The organism is Sphingomonas sp. S-NIH.Pt3_0716, assembly GCF_003950715.1.
Taxonomy (GTDB): domain Bacteria; phylum Pseudomonadota; class Alphaproteobacteria; order Sphingomonadales; family Sphingomonadaceae; genus Sphingobium; species Sphingobium yanoikuyae_A.
This window is the reverse complement of the sequence record NZ_QLJK01000011.1, coordinates 62,426-83,329: the sequence shown is the minus strand read 5'-3', so window position 1 is coordinate 83,329 and position 20,904 is coordinate 62,426. Positions and strand designations below refer to the sequence as shown.

The following is a 20,904-nucleotide window of genomic DNA, read 5'->3' as shown; positions in this document are numbered from 1 at the left end:
CCATGCGGGAAGGGGGCTCAGCAGGGCTGTTGTCGCTTTGGCGCGCTTTCGGGCAGGCGCCAGAGCACCGGCAATACGCCGAGCGCGACGATCGCGATCAGCCATCCGGGCGCGGACGCCCATCCGCTCGCTTGCGTCAGCTGGTGCGACAAATAGGGGGTGAGGCCGCCGAACAGGGCGGTCGCTCCGGTAGCGCCAAAGGCGAGGCCACTCAGCCGCCCTTCGCCGGGAAACTGCTCGGCCGTGGTCACGGCGCCGACCGCGCTCACCGCTCCGCCCAGCGCCGCCAGCAGGATCGCGCCCAGCAGGGCGCCGCCCAATGCGCTTCCCTGCGCCATCAGGGCAAAGAGCAGGGCCGGCAGCGCCACGCCGGCCAGCGCCAGCGCGACCAGAACCGGCCGCCGCCCGATCCGGTCGGACAAGGAACCGACCAGCGGCGTCACCAGGATCACCACCAGCGCCGCCAGCGTCGAGAGTGTCAGCGCATCGGCCTCGCCCATGCGGCCAGTCCCGATCAGGAAGCTCGGCACATAGACGATGCCGACATAATAGGTGATCGACCCCAGCGCCGAAATGGCAAAGCCGCGGCCGATCGCTGGCCGATAGGCGCGCAGGCTGAGGCGCAGGGGCTGGGCCGGGATGCTGCCACGGGCGCGCTGCGCCAGGAAATCGGGCGATTCCTCGATCCGCGACCGCGCCAGCAGGATGAGCGCCGCCAGCCCCGCGCCGACCAGGAAGGGAATGCGCCAGCCCCAGTCGGCCAGCGCCGCCTCGTCCAGCAGTGCTACGGTGAGGGCGGACAGCGCCACTGCCAGCAACCCGCCGACCTCGCTCGCCGCCGACGCCAGGGATGTGATGAGGCCGCGCCGACCGGGCGGCGCGCCTTCCAGCAGATAGGCGACGACGCCGGTATATTCACCCCCGACCGAGAAGGCCATGACACAGCGCAGCGCCAGCAGCAGCCAGCCGGCGATCGGCCCGGCCTGCGCCTGGGTCGGCAGCAGCGCGGTCGCCAGCATCGCCGCGCTCATCAGCGCCATCGACAGCAACATGGTCGGCCGCCGGCCATGGCGATCGCCGATATGGCCAAAGACGATCGCGCCCAGCGGCCGCATCAGATAGGCGACCGCAAAGCCCGCCAGCACATGGCCCACGCCCGCCGCGCCGCCGCCATAGAAGATGCGCGACAACAAGGTGGCGAGATAGAGATAGAGGGTGAAGTCATACCATTCGACGATGGTCGACAGCCCGGCAATCGCCAGCGATCGCTTCGACAGGCCGGGTGGCTGCCCCATTGGCCGCATCTCCTCATCCATTACGGCCTATCCCCCATCCGTTCGCTTCGAGCCTGTCGAGAAGCGGCAAGCGCCGACCTTCATGTCCCGCTTCACCCCGTTTCTCGACAAGCTCGAAACGAATGGAGGCAGGTAAGTGCCTCATCTGGCTAACCATCGGCAAAGCCGAACGGCGCCCGCGTCCGCCGATAATCGTCGGGCAGCATGTCACGGCCGATCGGCGGGGCGGACCGGGCCATGCACTGGCTGCGGTGGCACAGGCGACAGGTGACGCCGATCGGCGTCGGTGCGGGCGGCGGCGCATCCTGGCTATAGACAAGCCGATGGGCATGGTCGGCCGCGCAGCACAGTGCGATCGCCCGCTCCACCTTGGCCGCGCCCCAGCTGCCGCCGCCGGCGGTGACGGTGCGTGCGATCGAGAAGAAACGCTGGCCGTCGGGCAGTTCCAGCCATTGCGTCACCACCTCGCGCGGCGTCTCGAATACGCGATGCACCGACCAGAGCGGGCAGGAACCGCCATGGCGGGCAAAGGGAAAGCCGGCCCCGTCCAGCCGCTTGGAGACATTGCCGGCCTGGTCGACCCGCAGGAAGAAGAAGGGCACGCGCTCCTGCCCCGGCTTCTGCAACGTCGTCAGCCGATGCGCCGCCTGCTCGAAGCTGACGCCGAACTGCCGGGCCAGCGCCTCGACATCATAGCGCCTGGCCTCCACCGCCTTGGCGAAGGCGGTATAGGGCATCAGGATCGCCGCCGCGCCATAGCCGGCCAGCGCCCGCCGGGCGAGCCGCCGCCCGCTCTCGCTGGCGAACTGCCCGTCCTTGAGCAGCGTATCGAAGCCCTTGCGCATCTCCAGATAGGCGATCTGCAACGCCAGTTGAAAGGCCGAGCTGGCGCCGTCCAGCGCATCGTCCAGCAGCACCGCGTCACGATGCCGGTCGAGCCGCCGCATCGATCCCGCCATCACGTCCGACGGCAATCGCCGCACCCGCAAATTGTGGCGGACCTTGAGCCAGCCCGACAAGCCACCCTCGACCTCCGCTTCCGCCGCCAGCTTCTCGGCCGCATCGTCGAGCAGCGGGAAGCTGTTGCGCCGCGCGGCGATGAAGCGCCGCGCCTCCGCTACCGGATCGGCGCCATCCTCCTGCGGCTCCGCCTCCGCCCCCCGGTCCGCCAGCGCCAGATGCTCCTCGCGATAGCTGGTATAGAGCCGCAGCAAAGCCTCGGTAATGCCGGGATAATTGACCGCAACATCGCCGGTCGCCAGTTGCGGCAGGTCGATATCGGCGAACATCGGGTCTTTCAGCACCGCCTGCAGTCGCGCCGTCTGCTCCGCGCCGCCGTCACCCGCAACCTCGGCCATGTCCAGCTTGTATGTCCGCGCCAGCCGCAGCAGCATGTCGGCCGTCAATGGCCGCTGGTTGCGCTCCAGCAGCGCGACATAGGAGGCGCTGATCTCCAGATCATTGGCCATGTCCGCCTGGGTCAGGCCCAGCTCGCGCCGCAGCCGCCGCAATCGCGGCCCCATATAGACGGGACGATCCTTGGCCATGATACCGACTCCTGTACGCTCTTTACAACTTTACAGCAGATTTTTGTAAAGATCGACAACTGGACTTTGGCAGGGGTGCGCAATGTCCGTTCGACTGTCTACTTCGCTGTCCATTCCCGCTCACCCAAGGATGGACAGATGACCTATCAAAGTGAAATCGCGAAGGCCGACACGCTGATCGGTGGCCAGGGCCATTGGGACGGCATTGCGCCCGAATCCGTCGCCCGCATGCGCCTGCAGAACCGGTTCCAGAGCGGCCTCGACATCGCCCGCTACACCGCGAAGATCATGCGCGCCGACATGGCCGCCTATGATGCCGATCCGGCCAACTACACTCAGTCGCTGGGCTGCTGGCACGGCTTCATCGGCCAGCAGAAGATGATCAGCATCAAGAAGCATTTCGGCACCACCAAGGGCCGCTACCTCTATCTTTCGGGCTGGATGGTCGCGGCGCTGCGCAGCGAGTTCGGCCCGCTGCCCGACCAGTCGATGCATGAAAAGACCAGCGTCCCGGCGCTGATCGAGGAACTCTACACCTTCCTGCGCCAGGCCGACGCCCGCGAACTGGGTGGCCTGTTCCGCGATCTCGACAAGGCTCGCGCGGAAGGCGACGAGGTCCGCGCCGCCAAGCTGCAGCAACAGATCGACAATTACGAAACCCATATCGTCCCGATCGTGGCCGACATCGACGCCGGCTTCGGCAATGCCGAGGCGACCTATCTGCTCGCCAAGAAGTTCATCGAGGCCGGCGCCTGCTGCATCCAGATCGAGAATCAGGTCTCGGACGAAAAGCAGTGCGGCCATCAGGACGGCAAGGTCACGGTCCCGCACGAAGACTTCCTCGCGAAGATCCGCGCGGTCCGCTACGCCTTCCTCGAACTGGGCATCGACGACGGCGTGATTGTCGCGCGCACCGACTCGCTGGGCGCGGGTCTCACCAAGCAGATCGCCTTCACCCGTGAAGCGGGCGACATTGGCGACCTCTATAATGGCTTCCTCGACTGCGATCCGGTCGATGCGACCGCGATCGGCCATGGCGATGTCCTCATCAGCCGCAACGGGCAGTTGATGAAGCCCAAGCGCCTGCCGTCGAACCTCTATCAGTTCCGCGCCGGCACCGGCGAGGATCGCTGTGTCCTCGACTGCATCACCGCGCTCCAGAATGGCGCCGACCTGCTGTGGATCGAAACCGAAAAGCCGCATATCGGCCAGATCGGCGGCATGGTCAGCCGCATCCGCGAGGTCATCCCCAATGCCAAGCTGGTCTATAACAATTCGCCCAGCTTCAACTGGACGCTGAACTTCCGCCAGCAGGTGTTCGATGCCTGGGAAGCGGCGGGCAAGGATGTCAGTGCCTATGACCGGGCGAGGCTGATGAGCGCGGACTATGACGCCACCGACCTCGGCATCGAGGCGGACGAACGCATCCGCACCTTCCAGAAGGATGCGGCGGCGCAGGCAGGCATCTTCCACCACCTCATCACCCTGCCGACCTATCACACCGCCGCGCTCAGCACCGACAATCTCGCGAAGGAATATTTCGGCGAGGCCGGCATGCTGGGCTACGTCAAGGGCGTTCAGCGGCAGGAAATCCGCCAGGGCATCGCCTGCGTGAAGCACCAGAATATGGCCGGCTCCGACATTGGCGACGACCATAAGGAATATTTCGCCGGCGAAGCCGCGCTCAAGGCCGGCGGCGCCCACAACACGATGAACCAGTTTGCGGCCTAAACCCTATCCCCGTCATCCCCGCGAAGGCGGGGATCCATCTCCCGACCTCGCGTCAGGAACCAGCGTTGGGAGATGGGTTCCCGCTTCCGCGGGAACGACGAAATAGAATCTGCCGCAGGCGCCCCATCTTCCCGGCGATATCCCGATGCTTGTCGGGAAGATGGGTTCCGCAAGCGTAACAAGCATGGAAGATTGGAGTTTCGCGGCCGGGGCCGTGAAGACAGCCAGTTCGCGGGGAATTCGACACTCCCTTCGCGATTTGGGTGGAAGGACCCTCGACGGCCCGGTGGCGCACCACCGGGCCGTTTTTTGCATATTGGTTTTAGGCGATCCCCGCCCGCTGGCGCACCGCCTGCTTCAATATGTCGAGCGGCATCGCGCCCAGCGTCAGCACTTCGTGGAACTGCTTGAGGTCGAACTTGTCGCCCTGCGCCGTCTTCACTTGCTCACGCAGGTCGTTCCATACCGTATGGCCGATCTTGTAGCTGCACGCCTGGCCCGGCCAGACGGTGTAGCGGTCGATCTCGCCCTGGCTGCGGCCGCGTGCGATGCCGGTGGTGGCGATGAGATAATCGGTCGCCTTCTCGCGGCTCCAGCGCTTGGCGTGCATGCCGCTGTCGACCACCAGCCGGGTGGCGCGGAACAGCAGCGACTGGAGATAGCCGACCTGGCCCAGCGGATCGCCCTTGTACATGCCCATCTCGTCGGCGAGCTGCTCGGAATAGAGCGCCCAGCCCTCGGAATAGCCGCTGTAGAAGCCGCGGCGGCGGATCATCGGGATCGAATCCGATTCCAGCGCCACCGTCACCTGCAGATGGTGGCCCGGCACCGCCTCATGATGGGTCAGCGTGGCAAGGCCGAATTTCGGCCGGTCGAACGTGTCGCGCAGATTGATGAAATAGATGGCCGGCCGCGACCCGTCGAGCGAGGCATTCTGATAATAGCCGCCCGGCGCGCCCGCCTGGATCGTCACCGGTACGCGGCGCACCTCGACCGGCGCCTTGGGCACGGTGTTGAACGCCTCGCCCAACCGCGCCTGCATCGCCTTGATCTGGCTGTTGAGCTGCGCCAGCAGCGCCTCGCGGCCCGGATCGGTATTGGGGTAGAGCTGGTCGGGGCGCTTGTTGAGCGCGACCAGACGGTCGCCGACCGTGCCCTGGCTCATCCCTTCGCCCTTCAGGATCGCGTCGATCCGCGACGAGATGCTGGCGACCTGATCCAGGCCCATCTGGTGGATCTCGTCGCCGGTCAGCCGGGTCGTGGTCGCGGCCTCGGCGGCGGCGGCATAGAAGGCCTCGCCATCGGGCAGACGCCAGCAGCCGGCATCATGCACCGCCTTGGCGCGCAACTGCTGCACCAGCGCGCGCTGGCGATCGACGGCGGGGAAGACCTTCTCCGCGACGATCTTTTCCGCCTGCGCCGCGCGTTCGGGCGGCAGGCCGGCGGCGGCCAGCTTCTTGGCGAAGCTCGCCACCAGCACGGTCTGGGCGGCGGGCTGGTCGCGCAGCGCCGCCTGCATCTTCATCGTCGTGTCGAGGATATAGTCGGGCGCGAACACGCCCTTGGCCGCGTCCGCCTTCTGCCGCTCCAACTCGCCATCCATGCTGACGGGGAAGGCCTCCAGCCGCGCCAGATAGGCATCGGCATCGGCCGCATCCTTCACCCGGTGCTGGCTGTCGAGGAAATCGGGCGTCTCGCGATAGGAACCGGTCAACTGGCTCAGGATATAGGGTGCATAGCGGCCCGCCGTCTCGCCATAGGCGAAACGCTCGCCACCCACCGCGCGGTCGAGCTGATAGGAGACGACATCATAGTCGAGCTGGCTGGCCGGGCTGAGCGCCGCGCGGTCCAGGCCAGCCAGTTGCTTCGCCTGCGTCTTGGTCCGGGCGAGGTCGCGGGCCGCGCCGGCAGCGCTGGTGTCGCTGAGCTTGCCGCGCAGCGCCGCGCGGGCACCGGTGTCGAGGCCAAGGCGGGTCGCCTGTTCCGGGCTGTCGTCCAGCCGCTCATAGAAGAAGCCGTCCAGCATGGCGCGCAGGCGGGCATCCTGCGATCCCGGCTGCGCAAAGGCGCGCGGGGCGGATGCGGCCAGCGCCGTGGCGCCGCTGGTGGTGAGGAATTGGCGTCGGTTCACGAAATGCTCCCTGTTCTGGCCCTGGCACGAACGGTCGCCCGCCCGCCGGGGCCGCCTTAGTGCCGCGCATGCAACCGCTTGGCTATTATTTGTTTTACCGCGATTTCTTAATCGGCAATCGATGCCGATTGCTTGGAAATCGCTCTAGGGGCGAGGGGGAAATGACGCGACAGTTGAAAGTTTACACCGTCATGCGTCGTGATTTCGGGGCGATTTTGGCGACAACGCGCCTGTCGCGCGCCGGTGAAGCGACAGTGGAGCGACACTGAAGCGACACTGGGGTCACACCGAAGCGACAGTCAGACGACAGCCGGGCGACATTTGCCGGGCGACATTTACCGGCCGATCGGTCCCCTGTGTCGGCGGATCGGCGCGAGCGGATCGGTCAGGCGGGCGGCGTGGAGCGCCAGCGCATTGGCCCAGCAGCGGTCGAAGCCGGTGCCCGCGAGCCGATCACGCAGCCGGTGGGCGCTGGAACGGGACATGCCCACCATCTGCGCGGCATGGCTGATATTGCCGGTTTCGAGCAGCGCGGCGAGGAAGCGGCGCTGACGATCGGGCGTCCATTGGCGGCGAGGGCGCCGGGCCGGCGCGGCGAGCGGAGGAGGAAGAGGCTGGTTCATCCAACAGGATAGAACAGAAAAAGCCCTGTGTAGGAAAGAGCTGCGGCGGGAGGGAGGGATAGCTGTCGGTCTGGAAGCGACCAAAACCGGTCATCGAACTTGCTCTTTGCCGCACTCCAAAGCCGACGCCGCTGAAAATACCTGTTCTCCGACCGTCAATGAATTGCGTGGATTGTCCGCGACCTGACGAGCGGCTCCCCCTGTGACAAAGCGGATGATTTTTTAGCAATATGGTGAAAAGTGATCGGCGCTCAATATTTCTTTCCGGCCAAGCAAGCCCGATCATCTTTGCAGATAGGGTCTATCTTCCGTGCGGCTGCCATAATCGCCCCGCTTTTGTCTGCGGCCTGAAAGGAAGGGTCAGCATTTTGGTTTGCGCGACAATCTAACAGCAGCTTTTGCATGACATCAGTATTATTTTCGTATTTCTTCAGAAGGTTAGCACCAATTTCTTTTGATGTCGTCAATCCTGACGACGGTAGGCGCTTCATTTCAAATAGCGCACGCCCGGTCATTCCGATGGCGACCTTGTAGTCAGGATTATCGCCAGTGAGCATCAATTCTCGCCCATAGTGAAACGCCGCTACGCAATGCGCCGGGTTTTTAGGGTCGGGATTTGCCGCGCTCGTCGAGCTACATGCAGAAAGTATCGCCAGCGCAGCGCTTGAATACAAAAATAACTTCATAATACCTCCGCATTCGAAGGAGGATATCGATCCGAAATATTGCCTTCAGATTAACGTGGAAGCGTGACGTGAAGGCATCGAGTGTCCGAGCACCACTGGCGGATCGAGAATATGTCCGACAACCTCGTTCCCGAGGTTTTCCAGGATATCAAGATGGCTGATTTCGGCCCAACTTTCCCGTTAGCTGACCATCCGCAACCCACCCTCATTCGTCATTCCCGCGCAGGCGGGAATCCATCTCCTGACCTTGCATCTGGCCCCACGCTGGTGAGATGGATCCCGGCCTCCGCGGGGATGGCGGCATAAAAATGGCCGTCCCCTGATCCACCCGTTCATGTTGCCCAGCAGATCGAAATCAGGGTGCCGAAAGCCGCCCAGCCGCAACCGATCAGAAGCGATCATTCCTTCTCCCGCTGGCGGGAGAAGGATAGGAAGCCTTGCCGGCAAAGCCGGCCAGGCGAAGTTGGATGAGGGCCACTTGTTCCAGAAGACCCTCACCCTCCCACGCCTATGGCGCGGGCCCCTCCCTCTCCCGCGAACGGGAGAGGGTAAGCAACCGGTCCGCTTCCCACTCGCTCGTCAGGGGCATGCCGAGCTTCTTAATTCTGCCTGATAAGCTGAGCTTGTCAGACCCGTGGATCGTTCCGCCTGTCGGGCCGTTTCCCGATGCGCTAAGCGGACGCGCACCACGCACAGGGGAGATTGATCGATGGCCTATACGCTCATCACCGCCAACCGGAATTATTCGAGCTGGTCGCTGCGGCCCTGGCTGCTGATGAAGGGGCTGGGGATCGATTTTGCCGATCGCATCGAGCCCTTTGCCGCGCCGGTCAATTACAGCGCCTTTCGCAGCTTTTCGCCGACGGGGCAGGTGCCCGCGCTGATCGATGGCGACCGGACGGTCTGGGATTCGCTCGGCCTCCTTCTCTATCTGGCCGACCGGCATGAGGGCGTCTGGCCCGCCGATGCCGATGCGCGGGCCTTTGCCCAATGTGCGGTGGCGGAAATGCACAGCGGCTTTTCCGCGCTGCGGTCGACCTGCACGATGAATGTCGGGGTGCGGGTGGAGCTGAACCTGATCGAGCCGGCGCTGAACAAGGATATCGCCCGGCTGCGCGAACTCTGGGAGCAGGGGCTGGCGCGCTTTGGCGGACCCTATCTGGCCGGTACGGAATTCGGCGCGCTCGATGCCTTCTATGCCCCGGTCGCCTTCCGGGTGCGCAGCTATGGCCTGGATGTCGGGCCGATCGCGCGTGGCTGGGTCGAAACCATGCTGGCCCATCCGGCGATGCGCGAATGGGAGCAGGCGGCGCTGGCCGAGAGCTGGCGCGAGGAGGGCCATGAGGCGGAGCTGGCGGCGGTCGGCCGCGTGGTCGAGGATTATCGCGCGGCGTAACATTATTGCTTCAGCCTTGCGAAAAACGCACATTTTCCATCGCAACGCCCGTTTCTCCCCCTTTCCCCTGGCGCCTTACGGGTCTAGGGGGAGGGGACCATGGTTAAGCCACGCACCCTCTATGAGAAGATCTGGGACGCGCATGTCGTTGAACGGCGTCCCGATGGAACCTGCCTGATCTATATCGATCGTCACCTCGTGCATGAAGTGACGAGCCCGCAGGCGTTTGAAGGCCTACGCCTTGCCGGGCGCAAGGTGCGCCGGCCCGACCTGACCCTTGCGGTGCCCGACCATAATTTGCCGACCACGCCGCGTCGCGACGCCGACGGTCATCGCGTCCCGATCGCCGACCCGGAAAGCGCGCAGCAGCTTGCCGCGCTGGAACGCAATGCGCCGGAGTTCGGCGTGCGCCTGATCGGTGACGCGGACCCGGAACAGGGCATCGTCCATGTCGTCGGCCCGGAACAGGGCTTCACCCTGCCGGGCACCACCCTGGTCTGCGGCGACAGCCATACCAGCTCGCACGGCGCGCTGGGCGCGCTGGCCTTCGGCATCGGCACGTCCGAGGTCGAGCATGTGCTGGCCACCCAGACCCTGTTGCTGAAACAGTCGAAGACCATGCAGGTCGTGGTCGAGGGTGAGCTGGGCTATGGCGTCACCCCCAAGGATGTGGCGCTGGCGATCTGCGGCACGATCGGCACCGCCGGCGGCACCGGCTATGTCATGGAATATCGCGGGTCGGTGTTTCGCGACATGTCGATCGAGGGCCGGCTGACCGTCGCCAACATGTCGATCGAGGCGGGCGCCCGGTCCGGCCTGTTCGCGCCGGACGAGAAGACCTTCGCCTATATCGAGGGCCGTCCGATGGCGCCCAAGGGCGCCGACTGGGATGCGGCCGTGGCCTGGTGGAAGACGCTGCACACGGATGAAGGTGCGGTGTTCGACAAGACCGTCGTGATCGACGCGGCCGACATCGTCCCCAACGTCACCTGGGGCACCAGCCCCGAGGATGTGGTGCCGGTTACCGGCGTTGTGCCCGATCCGGAAAGCTTCGCCGATGCGTCGAAGCGCGCCGCCGCGCAGAAGTCGCTCGACTATATGGGCCTGTCCGCCGGGCAGAAGATGGAAGATGTCGCGATCGAGCATGTCTTCATCGGCAGCTGTACCAACAGCCGGATCGAGGATCTGCGCGCCGCCGCCGGCCTGCTGAAGGGGCGGCATATCGCCGCCGGCATCAAGCATGCGATGGTGGTGCCGGGTTCGGGCCTGGTCAAGCGCATGGCCGAGGCCGAGGGGCTGGACCGCATCTTCCTCGACGCCGGTTTCGAATGGCGCGAGCCGGGCTGTTCGGCGTGCCTGGGCATGAACCCGGACAAGGTGCCGGCCGGCGAACGCTGCGCGTCGACCAGCAACCGCAACTTCATGGGCCGCCAGGGACCGGGATCGCGCACGCATCTGGTCTCGCCGGAAATGGCGGCGGCCGCCGCGCTGACTGGCCGGTTGACCGATGTGCGCGCATTGATGGGTGAAAAAGAGGGGATGGTCGCATGAAGAAGGTATTCTGGGTGCTGGCGCTGGGTGCGCTGGCCAGTGCGGCGATGGCCGCGACGCTGGGCCGCGCCGAGGACGGTCCTGCGGTGGAGGCGAAGCGGGCGCACTGATGGACAAGCTGACTACCGTCGACGGCCGGGCCTATCCGTTCGGGATGAAGAATGTCGACACCGACATCGTCATTCCGGCGCACTGGCTCAAGACGATTTCGCGCGCTGGCCTTGGCAAGGGCGCGTTCGAGGTGCTGCGCAAGGAACCGGGCAATGTCTTTGACGATCCCGAATATGCCGGCAGCCCGATCCTGATCGCGGGCGACAATTTCGGCTGCGGTTCCAGCCGTGAACATGCCGCCTGGGCGCTTGGCGACCTGGGCATCAAGGTGGTGATCGCGCCGAGCTTTTCCGACATCTTCTCGGGCAATGCGTTCAAGAATGGCATATTGACCGTGGTGCTGCCGCAGGACGCGATCGACCGGCTGATGGAGGTCGCCAAGACCGATCCGATCCATGTCGATCTGGAGCAGCAGAGCGTCACCACCCAATATCAGGATCGCTTCAGCTTCGAGATCGATCCGTTCCGCAAGCATTGCCTGCTGGGCGGCCTCGACGAGATCGGCCTGACCCTGGACGAGGCGGATGTGATCAACGCGTTCGAGGCGAAGGATGCGGCTTTGCGCCCCTGGCTGGTGCCGGCCGTTGCCTAAAGGCGCGGTTCCGCCTATCTCTGAACGCGACAGACGCATTTCAACAGGGCTTCACGCATGACCACTTTCGACGACCGCGAGCGCGCATTTGAAAATATGTTCGCGCACGACCAGGAGATGCAGTTCCGCATCCAGGCGCGCCGCAACCGCCTGCTGGGCGAGTGGGCGGCCGCGAAGATGGGCCTGACGCCTGAGGAAACCGACGCCTATGCCAAGGCCGTCGTGCAGGCCGATTTCGAGGAAGCGGGCGACGAGGATGTCATCCGCAAGCTGCTGGGCGACATGACCCAGGCCGGCCTCGACATCGACGAAGCCGGCGTGCGCACCGCGCTCGACGAGCAGGCGGTGATCGCCCGCCGCATGTTCATCGAAGCGCAGTAAGGCAGGTATCGCCATGCCGATGGCAGCAGACGATATTGCCGAGATGATCAAGACCGCGATCCCGGATGCGCAGGTCGAGATTACCGACCTGGCCGGCGACGGCGATCATTATGCGGCGAAGGTCGTGTCCGAAAGCTTTCGGGGCATGACCCGGGTGGCGCAGCAGCGCGCTGTCTATGCGGCGCTGGGCGGACGCATGGGCGGGGTGCTTCACGCCTTGCAACTGACCACCGCCGTTCCCAACTAACCGCCATAGCGACATATGCGTGCCGCCGCGCGGCGACGCCAGACAAAGAATTGGACCCAGTGAAATGACCGACGCCGTGCAGCAGCGGATCGCCGACATCGTCAACGGTAATGACGTGGTGCTCTTCATGAAGGGCACGCCGCTCTTCCCCCAGTGCGGCTTTTCCAGCCGCGCGATCGCGATCCTGGAGCATCTGGGCGTGAATTACGAGACGGTCGACGTGCTGCAGGACCAGGCGGTTCGCCAGGGCATCAAGACCTTCTCCGACTGGCCGACCATTCCCCAGCTCTATGTGAAGGGCGAATTTGTCGGCGGCAGCGACATCATGATGGAAATGTATGAGGCCGGCGAGCTTCAGCAGCTGATGACCGACAACGGCGTCGCTGCGGCGAACTGATCGCCGTTTCAGGGCGAAAGATCATGGGGCGGTCCGCTGGTCGGGCCGCCCTTTTTCTTGTCTGCAGTGCATGCATATGAAGCCGGCCGGGGACGGTTCAATGTGCTGCAAGCCTGGCTGGCGATAAGGTCTGTGAAAGCTTCGGGAACGGCCACCGGGTGGGGGATGCCTGCGGAGACCGTGCCGGCATCCCCCGGGTAGTTGAACGGTGGGATGCGGAAAGAGAAGCATCCGGCGTGCCAGACGCGGAAAGCCACGCATTCGTGCGTGGTGCAAGGGTTAATGCCGCCAGTCGTCCGCTGTCGTTTGTAAGGTCGCCCGACACTTTCGTCGAAAAGCCATTTGGGCCGACCCGCTTTCCTGATTGACTACATCCGTAATCGATGCGACTACATGTGTAGTTGGAGAGTCGGAACAGGATCGGGATCGGGCAGTGAGCGAGAAGATCAGCGAAGCGGAACTGGTGGTGATGGAAGCGCTGTGGGAACAGGCGCCGGCAACCGCCAATGATGTCGCCGATCGCGTCACCGCCGAACGCGACTGGAGCCTGCAGACGGTCAAGACCTTGCTGTCGCGGCTGATGGCCAAGGAGGTGATCGCCGCCGACCAGGATGGCCGCCGCTTCCTCTATCGCCCGCTGGTGGCGCGCGAAGATTATGTGGCGAGCGAGTCCGGACGGCTGGTCAATCGCCTGTTCGGCGGTCGCGTCTCTCCCCTGGTCGCCCAGCTGGCGAGCCAGGACCAGTTGAGCGCGGATGATATCGCGGAGCTTGAGGAAATCCTGAAGGGGTTGAAATCATGAGCGTCTGGATGGCCGAAACGCTGATCGCCACGACCCTGCTGATGGCGATGGTGATGATGTTGCGACGCCCGGTGGCGCGCTGGCTGGGGGCGGGGGCGGCCTATTGGCTGTGGCTGCTGCCGCTGGCCCGGATGCTGTTGCCAACGCTTCCGCGCGAGGTCGCCGCGCCTTCGCCGCTGCATAATGTCGTGGACCAGGCGGGCCTGCCGGCGCTGCTGGAGATTGCGCCATCGCCCGCGGCACAGGCCGCAGCGACAAGCATCCCCTGGCTGGAAATGGCGATTGGCCTGTGGGCGCTGGGCGTCGTCCTGTTCCTGGTCGTGCAGGCGATCGGCTATGCCCGGTTTCGTCGCGATATATTGGCCGGATCGACGCCGCTGGGCGAGGAAGGGCGCATCCGCCTGATCACCAGTCCGCAGGCATCGGGGCCGCTCGCCTTCGGTATTTTCCGGCCCTATATTGTCCTGCCGGCCGATTTCGGGCTGCGCTATGACGCGCAGGAGCAGGATATGGCGATCGCCCATGAACGCGCCCATCATGAGCGCGGCGATCTGGCCGCCAACATGGTCGCGCTGCTGCTGCTGGCGCTGCACTGGTGCAATCCGGTCGCCTGGATCGCCTATCGCGCCTATCGCGCCGATCAGGAAACCGCATGCGACGCGCGCGTCCTCTCGCTCTACGGCCAGGATCAGGCCCATGCCTATGGCCGCGCCATATTGAAGGCCGCCGGTGGTCGCCAATTTGCCGGCGCCTGCCATCTCACCCGCATCACCACGCTCAAGGGGAGGCTGAAAATGCTTTCGAGCCATGAAACATCGTTGAAGCGCATCAGCTGGGGCATGGCCGCCGTCGCCATGGTCGTTGCCACGGGTCTGGCCCTCACCGCATCGGGCAGCCGCGCCGCGCAGCAGATGGCGGCGATCACCGACAAGGTCGATCAGGCCGATTTCGCCAGGCTGACCAACCTGGTGTCGCAGCCCGTATCGGCGCGGGAGACCCTGCCGCAGGCCGCGCCGGTTCCCGCCGCCGCGCCTATGCCGGCGGCAGCGCCTGCGGCGGTCGCCCATGCCGATCGCGTGCCGCCTGCAGCGCCCGTGCCGCCGGTTCCGGCCGCCGACATCGTGCCCCCGGTTCCGCCGGTCCCGCCCGTGCCGCCGGTGACGGTGCGCAGCGAGCCGGGACGGGTGATCGTCACCCATGCCAATGGCCGGGTCGAAACCCATCGCATCCCGACCGAGGCGGAGATTGCCCGCATGGTGCCGGTGGTCGACGTGCGCGAAGGCTGCGAGGGTGACAAGGTCACCAGCCATCGCGAATTTGTCGATGCCAATGGCCGCCGCAACATCCGGGTGCGCATCTGCGAGCGGGCGATCGAGGCGCAGGCCCGCAAGGCGGAGCGGATCGCCATGCTGAACGCCCGCGATGCCGAGCGCATGTCCCGCAATGCCGAACGGGCAGGGCGCAATGCCGCGCGCGCCGGGCTGACCGCCGCCCGTGCCCAGATCGCCGCCAGCCGCATGCCGGAAAGCGATCGGGCCGAGGCACTGCGCGACATTGACCAGGAACTGGCCGACCTCGATCGCAACCCGGACTGAGGCTTGTTAGACCGCCACCACTTCGGGCAGGATAGCGTCGAGCAGCAACATGCCCGCCGGGCTGACCTGAAGCCGGTTGCCGGTTCGCCAGACCAGTCCCAGATCATTCATCCGGGCGATCGCCCGATCATCCACCAGCGCGCCGATCGGCAGGCCCGACAGGCCGGCGATCCGGGCCAGATCGACCCCTTCGCCCAGCCGCAATCCCATCAGCAGCGCCTCGCGCGCCTTGTCCTCGGCTTGCAGCGGCACTTCCTGTTGCAGGCCGTTGCCGTTGCGATCGACCGCGCCCATCCAGTTTTCCGGCTTCTTGTGGCGCAATGTCGCCATGCCGCCGCGGCGGCCATGGGCGCCGGGGCCAATGCCGACATAGTCGCCATAGCGCCAGTAGATGAGGTTATGGCGGCTTTCCTGCCCCGGCCGGGCATGGTTGCTGATCTCGTAGGAAGGGATGCCGGCCTGCGCGGTCATCGCCTGGGTCAGCTCATAAAGGGTGGCGCCATGATCCGGGTCGACCGGTGTCAGCTTGCCCTGCGCGGCGAGCGTGGCGAAGCGCGTGCCCGGCTCGATCGTTAACTGATAGAGCGACAGATGGCCGGTGCCGAAGGAGAGGGCGCGTGCCAGCTCCGCTTCCCAGTCCGATTCGCTCTGGCCGGGGCGCGCGTAGATGAGATCGAAGCTCACCCGGTCAAAAATGCGACGAGCCGTGTCGAGTGCGCCCAGCCCCTCATCGACGTCATGGGCGCGTCCCAGGAAGGCCAGCGCCTCATTGTCGAGCGCCTGCAGGCCGAGCGACACGCGGTTGATCCCGGCGGCGGCCAGATCGCCGAAACGCGCGGCTTCCACCGAGTTCGGGTTGGCCTCAAGCGTGATCTCTATGTCGTTGGAAAAGCCCCAATGTCTTTCCGCCGCCTCGATCAGGGAAGCGGCGATGCGGGGCGGCATCAGCGACGGCGTGCCACCGCCAAAGAAGATCGAACGGAGCGGTCGCCGGCCGGTTTTTTCCGCCTCATGGGCAAGGTCGGCGAGCAGCGCAGCCTGCCACGCATCGGCGTCGATCCGGTCGCGCACATGACTGTTAAAATCGCAGTAAGGACACTTCGAAACACAAAATGGCCAATGAACATATAGGCCAAGAGCCTCGGTGAAAGCCGGTGGGGCGAGAAGGACTTCGGGTGACATGAGTGGACATATCTTTAGACGCGTTCAGCGCGGCCCGCTAGCGGCTGCACTGATGCTTTTCGGCGGGATGATCGCAGGGGCGGTCGCACCGGCATCGGCTTCGGTCAATCGCGACGTGTGGAATTATTATAATATCCAGCCGGCGCCGCGTTCCGACGCGATGCTGCGCCAGGTGGTGATGGACGTGCATAATCGCGAGCGCCAGTCGCTGGGCGTGCCCGCGCTGGCCTGGGACGATCGCCTGGCGGCCGATGCGGCCGGCTATGCGCGCCAGATGGTGCATACCAACCAGTTTCGCCATTCGCACGGCGGTGAACGCGACGAGGAAATTGGCGAAAATCTGTGGATGGGGACGCACCGGGCCTATGGCTATACCGCCATGCTCGACGCCTTCATGGACGAACGCCGTGCCTTCGTGTTCAAGGCCCGCTTCCCCGATGTCAGCACGACCGGCAATTGGGAAGATGTCGGCCACTATACCCAGATGATCTGGCGCGGCACTCGTCGGGTCGGCTGCGCGCTGGGCGAGGGCGCCCAATATGATTATCTGGTCTGCCGCTATTATCCGGCCGGCAATGTCTATGGCATGAGCCCGTTCGACCGCGACTTTGGCGGCTGGCAGGGCTGAAGACCTTATCCCAGGCGGATCATTTTTCCTCTCTGTCGATTATGCCTTGAAGCGCAGTCGGCAAAAGGGGGGAGGAAAAATGCAGCCCGTTTCAAGAACAAGGCCATGGGCCTGTATCAGCATGACGATCGCGCTGCTGGCTCTGGCCGCGTGCGGTTCACCGTCCCCGACGCCCGATAATCAGGGTGCTGCGCCCGCCGCCGCCGAAAGTGCCTCCGCCAACGCCGCCCAGCCGGACAAGGCACCGGTCCCCCAATCCACCCAGGCCGACATGTCGCCCCTGTCCTGCGCCGCCGAGATCGGCGCGGCTGCCGCCGAGCGCCGCGTCAAGCTGTGTATCAGCGTGTCCCCCGCCACCCATCCGCCCTGCAATGCCGCCAATAGCTGTGCGATGATCGAGGATGAGATTGCGCGCAGTTGCGCCCTGTTCGACGGCCAGGGCGAACCGATGGCCGGATGCACGCCCGAACCCAAGAGTATGGCGGCCGCGGTGGCCGTGGTGCAGCGTTATTATGCCGCGATCAACGCGCGCGACTATGGCACCGCCTGGAGCCAGTGGGGCGAGAAGGGGCCGGCAGGGCAGACGATGGAAAAATTCCAGGCCGGCTTTGCCGCCACCCGCACGACCCATGTGACGATCGGCCGGATGACGCCGGGCGATGCGGGCGCCGGCTCCGTCTACCAGCCGGTGCCGGTGACGATCGACGCGGAGCTGGCGGATGGTACGCGCCAGCATTTTGCCGGCACCTATGTCGTGCGGCGCGTCAATGATGTCGACGGGGCATCGGCCGCGCAGCGGCGCTGGCATATCGATTCGGCGACGCTGCGACCCGTTTCGTCGGAGTGACGTGGACAGGCGATCGCCTGTACTGGACTATTCATCCCTGCTTCACACGATCGGGCGTTTAGCCGCAGCATCGCGTTCCGAACCGGCCGGGCCGGGGGAGAGGCGCGGGTTATCGGGTCGAAAGAACAAAGACGATGCGCGGGTGGAAATGGGGGCTGGCCGTTGCGACGGCCGCCATGATGCTGGGGATTTTCGGTGGCAAGGGAGAGGCGGTGCCGGCGCGGCGTGCGCCCAGCCCGGCCGAACAATATGGCATGGAAGAGGCCGATCGCGACGATGGGCTGCTGCAGGACGTGGTCCTGGGCATGCATAATGACGAACGCAGCCGCTGGGGCCTGACCCCGCTTGCCTGGGACCGGACGCTGGCGGCGGATGCGGCGCGTTATGCGCGGCAGATGGCGCGGACCAACATCTTTGCCCATAGCCCGCGCGCGACCCGCGCGGTGCCGAGCGGCGAAAATCTGTGGATGGGAAGCCGGGGCCTCTATGATTATGAGGTGATGGTCGGCGCATTCCTCAATGAACGGCGCTATTTCCGTCGGGCGGGCAAGATGCCCAATTTCAGCACCACCGGCCGCTGGCAGGATGTCGCCCATTATACCCAGATCATCTGGCGCGGCACCCGGTCGGTTGGCTGCGCGCTGGCCGAGGGCCGCAGCTTCGACTATCTGGTCTGCCGCTATTATCCCGCCGGCAACATGTTCGGCATGGGGCCGCTGGATGCGGCGCCGGTGCTGGCGGGCGGCGAGGAATAGGGGCGGCCGGGACCGCCCCCATCCGATCAGATCACCGCTTTCACCAACTGGGCGAAGGCGTCGGCGCGGTGGCTCATCGCGTGCTTGGCATCTGGCTCCATCTCGCCGAAGCTGATGTCGTGGCCCAGGGGCTGGAACATCGCGTCATAGCCAAAGCCATTGGCCCCGCGCGGCGGCCAGACCAGCAGGCCGTCGACCCGGCCCTCGAACGCCTCGACATGGCCGTCGGGCCAGGCGAGGGCAAGGGCGCAGATGAAATGGGCGCCATGGCCGGCGTCCGGCCCCTTGGCCTGGACCCCGTCCCACACCTTCTGCATCGCGAGCCCAAAATCCTTGTCCGGCCCGGCCCAGCGGGCGGAGAAGAGGCCCGGATCGCCGTTCAGCGCCTCGACGCACAGGCCACTGTCGTCCGCCAGCGCCGGCAGGCCGCTAAGGTCGGCGGCCTGCATCGCCTTCAGCTCGGCGTTCGCGATGAAGGTGGTGCCGGTCTCCTCCGGCTCAGGCAGGTCGAGCGACGCAGCGGAGATCGGCTCGATCCCGTAGGGGCCGAGCAGGGCGGCGATTTCCCGCACCTTGCCGGCATTGTGGCTGGCGATCACCAGCTTGCCGGGCTTCAGCTTGCGGATCGCCTGTTCCTGTCCATAGTCGTCGCTCATCTGGCTCTACCCTGCATTATTTCCGTCATCCCAGCGAAGGCTGGGATCTCCCTTCTTCTTCGGCTTCATGGGCGCAAAAGGAAAGAGAGATGCCAGCCTGCGCTGGCATGACGGTATTTATAAAAGGCTCAGCGACCCGTCGCCACGTCCTGCGCGGCGAAGATCTTGGCGCAGCCGATGCGGGCGAGGCGGAGCAGGCGGAGCAGCTCTTCCTCGTCATAGGCGGCGCCCTCCGCCGTGGCCTGCACTTCGGCGAACTTGCCGTCGCCGGTCAGGATCAGGTTGGCGTCGGTCTCGGCATTGCTGTCCTCGGCATAGTCGAGGTCGAGCACCGGCGTGCCTTCATAGATGCCGCAGCTGATCGCCGCGACCTTCTGGATGATCGGGTCTTCCTTGAGCGCGCCCGACGCCAGCAGCTTGTCCACCGCGATGCGCAGCGCCACCCAGCTGCCCGAAATCGCCGCCGTGCGGGTGCCGCCATCGGCCTGGATCACGTCGCAGTCGATCACGATCTGGCGCTCGCCCAGCTTCTTGAGGTCCACGACCGTGCGCAGCGAGCGGCCGATCAGCCGCTGGATTTCCTGGGTGCGGCCCGACTGCTTGCCCTTGGCCGCCTCGCGGCTGCCGCGGGTGTGGGTGGCGCGGGGCAGCATGCCATATTCGGCCGTGACCCAGCCCGATCCCTTGCCGCGCAGGAAGGGGGGCACCTTTTCCTCGATCGAGGCGGTGCAGAGCACGCGGGTGTCACCAAAGCTGACGAGGCACGAGCCCTCGGCATGGATGGTGAAGCCGGGTTCCATGGTGATGTCGCGCATCTGGTCGGGCGCGCGGCCGGAAGGACGCATAATATTCTACTTCGAAGCGGTCAGGTGGCTGCGCATAGAGCCTGATCGTCCGAGGGGGAAGCGCTTTGCGCGTCCACCGAGGGCGTGAATCAGGCTCTACGAAGATATTATGTGGACCTTGCTTCACGCTTCAGCCCTTTTTGGGCTGAAACGAGCAAGGTCCGGCGCTCGGCGGCATGTCTTGCCAGTGCCATCGGCTAAAAGTTGCGATAAGAGGGGCGCCATGAACAGAGCGATGATGATGGCGCCGGTTGCGCTGATGCTGCTGGCGGGATGCGTGACCGACCGGGAAAAGGTGGAGCTGGAGCCGCCGACGACCGCCGGCGACACGATCCGCTTCACCGCCGGCCGCTGCTTCGGCGCCTGTCCCGCCTATACGCTGACGGTCACGCCCGATGGCTCGGGCCTGCTGGAGCCGGAACGCTTCACCGCCGTGCCCGGTCCGACCCGCTTCACCGTCAGCGCCGCCCAATATCGCCAGCTGCGCACCGGCCTTGCCCCGTGGAAGCCGGCGACCGGCACGGCCAAGCGCATCGCCCACGGCGAGAATTGCACCCGCTTCGCCACCGACATGCCCAGCTACACGATCGAATGGATGCGTGGCGGGGGCAAGGGGACGAAACCGACCCGGCTCGATTTCCAGTCCGGCTGCATGGACAGCCGCTATGCGAAACTCCGCACGACGATCGGCACCATTCCCAAGACGCTGGGCATCGAACCGATGCTGAAGCCCAAGCCGGCCAGCTGAACCGCCGCCCCGCGACGCGACAGCCCGAAGTTCACAGTGTCGCAGGGGTAAATTGCGTCGATTCCGGCGAATGGCGCCTGCCACGCTCCAGCGAAGCGACAGCCGCGCGACACGTGGGTCACGCCGACGCGACGGTCGCGCGTCTCTGACGCGACAGT

General features: G+C 65.4%; 21 protein-coding genes. 13 read left to right on the top strand and 8 right to left on the bottom strand.

Annotated elements, in window-relative coordinates; translation table 11 throughout:
* Positions 1-17 precede the first annotated feature (17 nt).
* Positions 18-1,295, bottom strand: coding sequence for an MFS transporter (locus BRX37_RS10970; RefSeq protein WP_125986938.1), 1,278 nt, complete (start codon positions 1,293-1,295; stop codon positions 18-20).
* Positions 1,296-1,444: 149 nt separating this feature from the next.
* Positions 1,445-2,842 carry a helix-turn-helix domain-containing protein gene (locus BRX37_RS10965; RefSeq protein ID WP_125986936.1) on the bottom strand — a complete coding sequence of 466 codons (1,398 nt, stop codon included), beginning with the start codon at positions 2,840-2,842 and terminating at the stop codon, positions 1,445-1,447.
* A gap of 138 nt (positions 2,843-2,980) precedes the next feature.
* Between BRX37_RS10965 and BRX37_RS10960 the strand changes: the two genes are divergently transcribed.
* Positions 2,981-4,573, top strand: a complete 1,593-nt coding sequence (locus BRX37_RS10960; protein ID WP_125986934.1) for an isocitrate lyase — start codon at positions 2,981-2,983, stop codon at positions 4,571-4,573.
* A gap of 322 nt (positions 4,574-4,895) precedes the next feature.
* On the opposite strand, the gene BRX37_RS10955 is transcribed toward BRX37_RS10960, so the two are convergent.
* The 3 genes from BRX37_RS10955 to BRX37_RS10945 form a co-directional block, all read right to left on the bottom strand.
* Positions 4,896-6,704, bottom strand: coding sequence for a DUF885 domain-containing protein (locus BRX37_RS10955; RefSeq protein WP_125986932.1), 1,809 nt, complete (start codon positions 6,702-6,704; stop codon positions 4,896-4,898).
* 335 nt (positions 6,705-7,039) lie between these two features.
* Positions 7,040-7,327, bottom strand: a complete 288-nt coding sequence (locus tag BRX37_RS10950; RefSeq protein WP_125986930.1) for a terminase small subunit — start codon at positions 7,325-7,327, stop codon at positions 7,040-7,042.
* A 251-nt stretch (positions 7,328-7,578) separates the two neighbouring features.
* A complete protein-coding gene (locus BRX37_RS10945) occupies positions 7,579-8,013 on the bottom strand; it encodes a hypothetical protein (RefSeq protein WP_125986928.1) in 435 nt (144 codons plus the stop codon).
* A gap of 709 nt (positions 8,014-8,722) precedes the next feature.
* Here BRX37_RS10945 and BRX37_RS10935 point away from each other — a divergent pair.
* From BRX37_RS10935 to BRX37_RS10900, 8 genes are all read left to right on the top strand, one after another.
* A complete protein-coding gene (locus BRX37_RS10935) occupies positions 8,723-9,409 on the top strand; it encodes a glutathione S-transferase family protein (RefSeq protein WP_125986925.1) in 687 nt (228 codons plus the stop codon).
* A 99-nt stretch (positions 9,410-9,508) separates the two neighbouring features.
* The gene (gene leuC / locus BRX37_RS10930; protein ID WP_125986923.1) at positions 9,509-10,960 is read left to right on the top strand and encodes a 3-isopropylmalate dehydratase large subunit; all 1,452 of its coding nucleotides are present in this window, start codon (positions 9,509-9,511) and stop codon (positions 10,958-10,960) included.
* A gap of 109 nt (positions 10,961-11,069) precedes the next feature.
* On the top strand, positions 11,070-11,663 hold the full coding sequence (gene leuD, locus BRX37_RS10925; protein WP_125986921.1) for a 3-isopropylmalate dehydratase small subunit: 594 nt from the start codon (positions 11,070-11,072) through the stop codon (positions 11,661-11,663).
* 57 nt (positions 11,664-11,720) lie between these two features.
* Positions 11,721-12,044 carry a DUF1476 domain-containing protein gene (locus BRX37_RS10920; RefSeq protein ID WP_004210904.1) on the top strand — a complete coding sequence of 108 codons (324 nt, stop codon included), beginning with the start codon at positions 11,721-11,723 and terminating at the stop codon, positions 12,042-12,044.
* Positions 12,045-12,057: 13 nt separating this feature from the next.
* Positions 12,058-12,291: a BolA/IbaG family iron-sulfur metabolism protein gene (locus BRX37_RS10915; RefSeq protein WP_037510601.1), complete on the top strand. Its 234-nt coding sequence runs from the start codon at positions 12,058-12,060 to the stop codon at positions 12,289-12,291.
* A gap of 64 nt (positions 12,292-12,355) precedes the next feature.
* Positions 12,356-12,688, top strand: a complete 333-nt coding sequence (gene grxD, locus BRX37_RS10910) for a Grx4 family monothiol glutaredoxin (protein WP_004210908.1) — start codon at positions 12,356-12,358, stop codon at positions 12,686-12,688.
* A 433-nt stretch (positions 12,689-13,121) separates the two neighbouring features.
* Positions 13,122-13,490: a BlaI/MecI/CopY family transcriptional regulator gene (locus BRX37_RS10905; protein WP_125986919.1), complete on the top strand. Its 369-nt coding sequence runs from the start codon at positions 13,122-13,124 to the stop codon at positions 13,488-13,490.
* A complete protein-coding gene (locus tag BRX37_RS10900; protein ID WP_125986917.1) occupies positions 13,487-15,085 on the top strand; it encodes a M56 family metallopeptidase in 1,599 nt (532 codons plus the stop codon). Before BRX37_RS10905 ends, BRX37_RS10900 begins: the two co-directional genes overlap by 4 nt.
* Positions 15,086-15,091: 6 nt before the next feature.
* Here the strand turns inward: BRX37_RS10900 and hemW are convergent, their stop codons facing one another.
* Positions 15,092-16,267, bottom strand: a complete 1,176-nt coding sequence (gene hemW, locus BRX37_RS10895; RefSeq protein WP_125986916.1) for a radical SAM family heme chaperone HemW — start codon at positions 16,265-16,267, stop codon at positions 15,092-15,094.
* Positions 16,268-16,319: 52 nt separating this feature from the next.
* Between hemW and BRX37_RS10890 the strand changes: the two genes are divergently transcribed.
* The 3 genes from BRX37_RS10890 to BRX37_RS10880 all read left to right on the top strand — a co-directional run bounded on the left by BRX37_RS10890 (position 16,320) and on the right by BRX37_RS10880 (position 18,497).
* A complete protein-coding gene (locus tag BRX37_RS10890; protein ID WP_010337592.1) occupies positions 16,320-16,895 on the top strand; it encodes a CAP domain-containing protein in 576 nt (191 codons plus the stop codon).
* Between the two features lie 121 nt (positions 16,896-17,016).
* Positions 17,017-17,742 carry a hypothetical protein gene (locus BRX37_RS10885; protein ID WP_125986915.1) on the top strand — a complete coding sequence of 242 codons (726 nt, stop codon included), beginning with the start codon at positions 17,017-17,019 and terminating at the stop codon, positions 17,740-17,742.
* A gap of 134 nt (positions 17,743-17,876) precedes the next feature.
* Complete coding sequence (locus BRX37_RS10880) at positions 17,877-18,497, top strand: CAP domain-containing protein (protein ID WP_125986914.1); 621 nt, start codon at positions 17,877-17,879, stop codon at positions 18,495-18,497.
* Positions 18,498-18,523: 26 nt separating this feature from the next.
* Here the strand turns inward: BRX37_RS10880 and rdgB are convergent, their stop codons facing one another.
* Entirely contained in the window at positions 18,524-19,153 is a 630-nt protein-coding gene (rdgB, locus tag BRX37_RS10875) for an RdgB/HAM1 family non-canonical purine NTP pyrophosphatase (RefSeq protein WP_125986913.1), read from the bottom strand.
* Positions 19,154-19,281: 128 nt separating this feature from the next.
* A complete protein-coding gene (gene rph, locus BRX37_RS10870) occupies positions 19,282-19,998 on the bottom strand; it encodes a ribonuclease PH (protein WP_125986912.1) in 717 nt (238 codons plus the stop codon).
* 223 nt (positions 19,999-20,221) lie between these two features.
* Here rph and BRX37_RS10865 point away from each other — a divergent pair, with 223 nt between their 5' ends.
* Complete coding sequence (locus BRX37_RS10865; RefSeq protein WP_125986910.1) at positions 20,222-20,746, top strand: DUF6438 domain-containing protein; 525 nt, start codon at positions 20,222-20,224, stop codon at positions 20,744-20,746.
* Positions 20,747-20,904 lie beyond the last annotated feature (158 nt).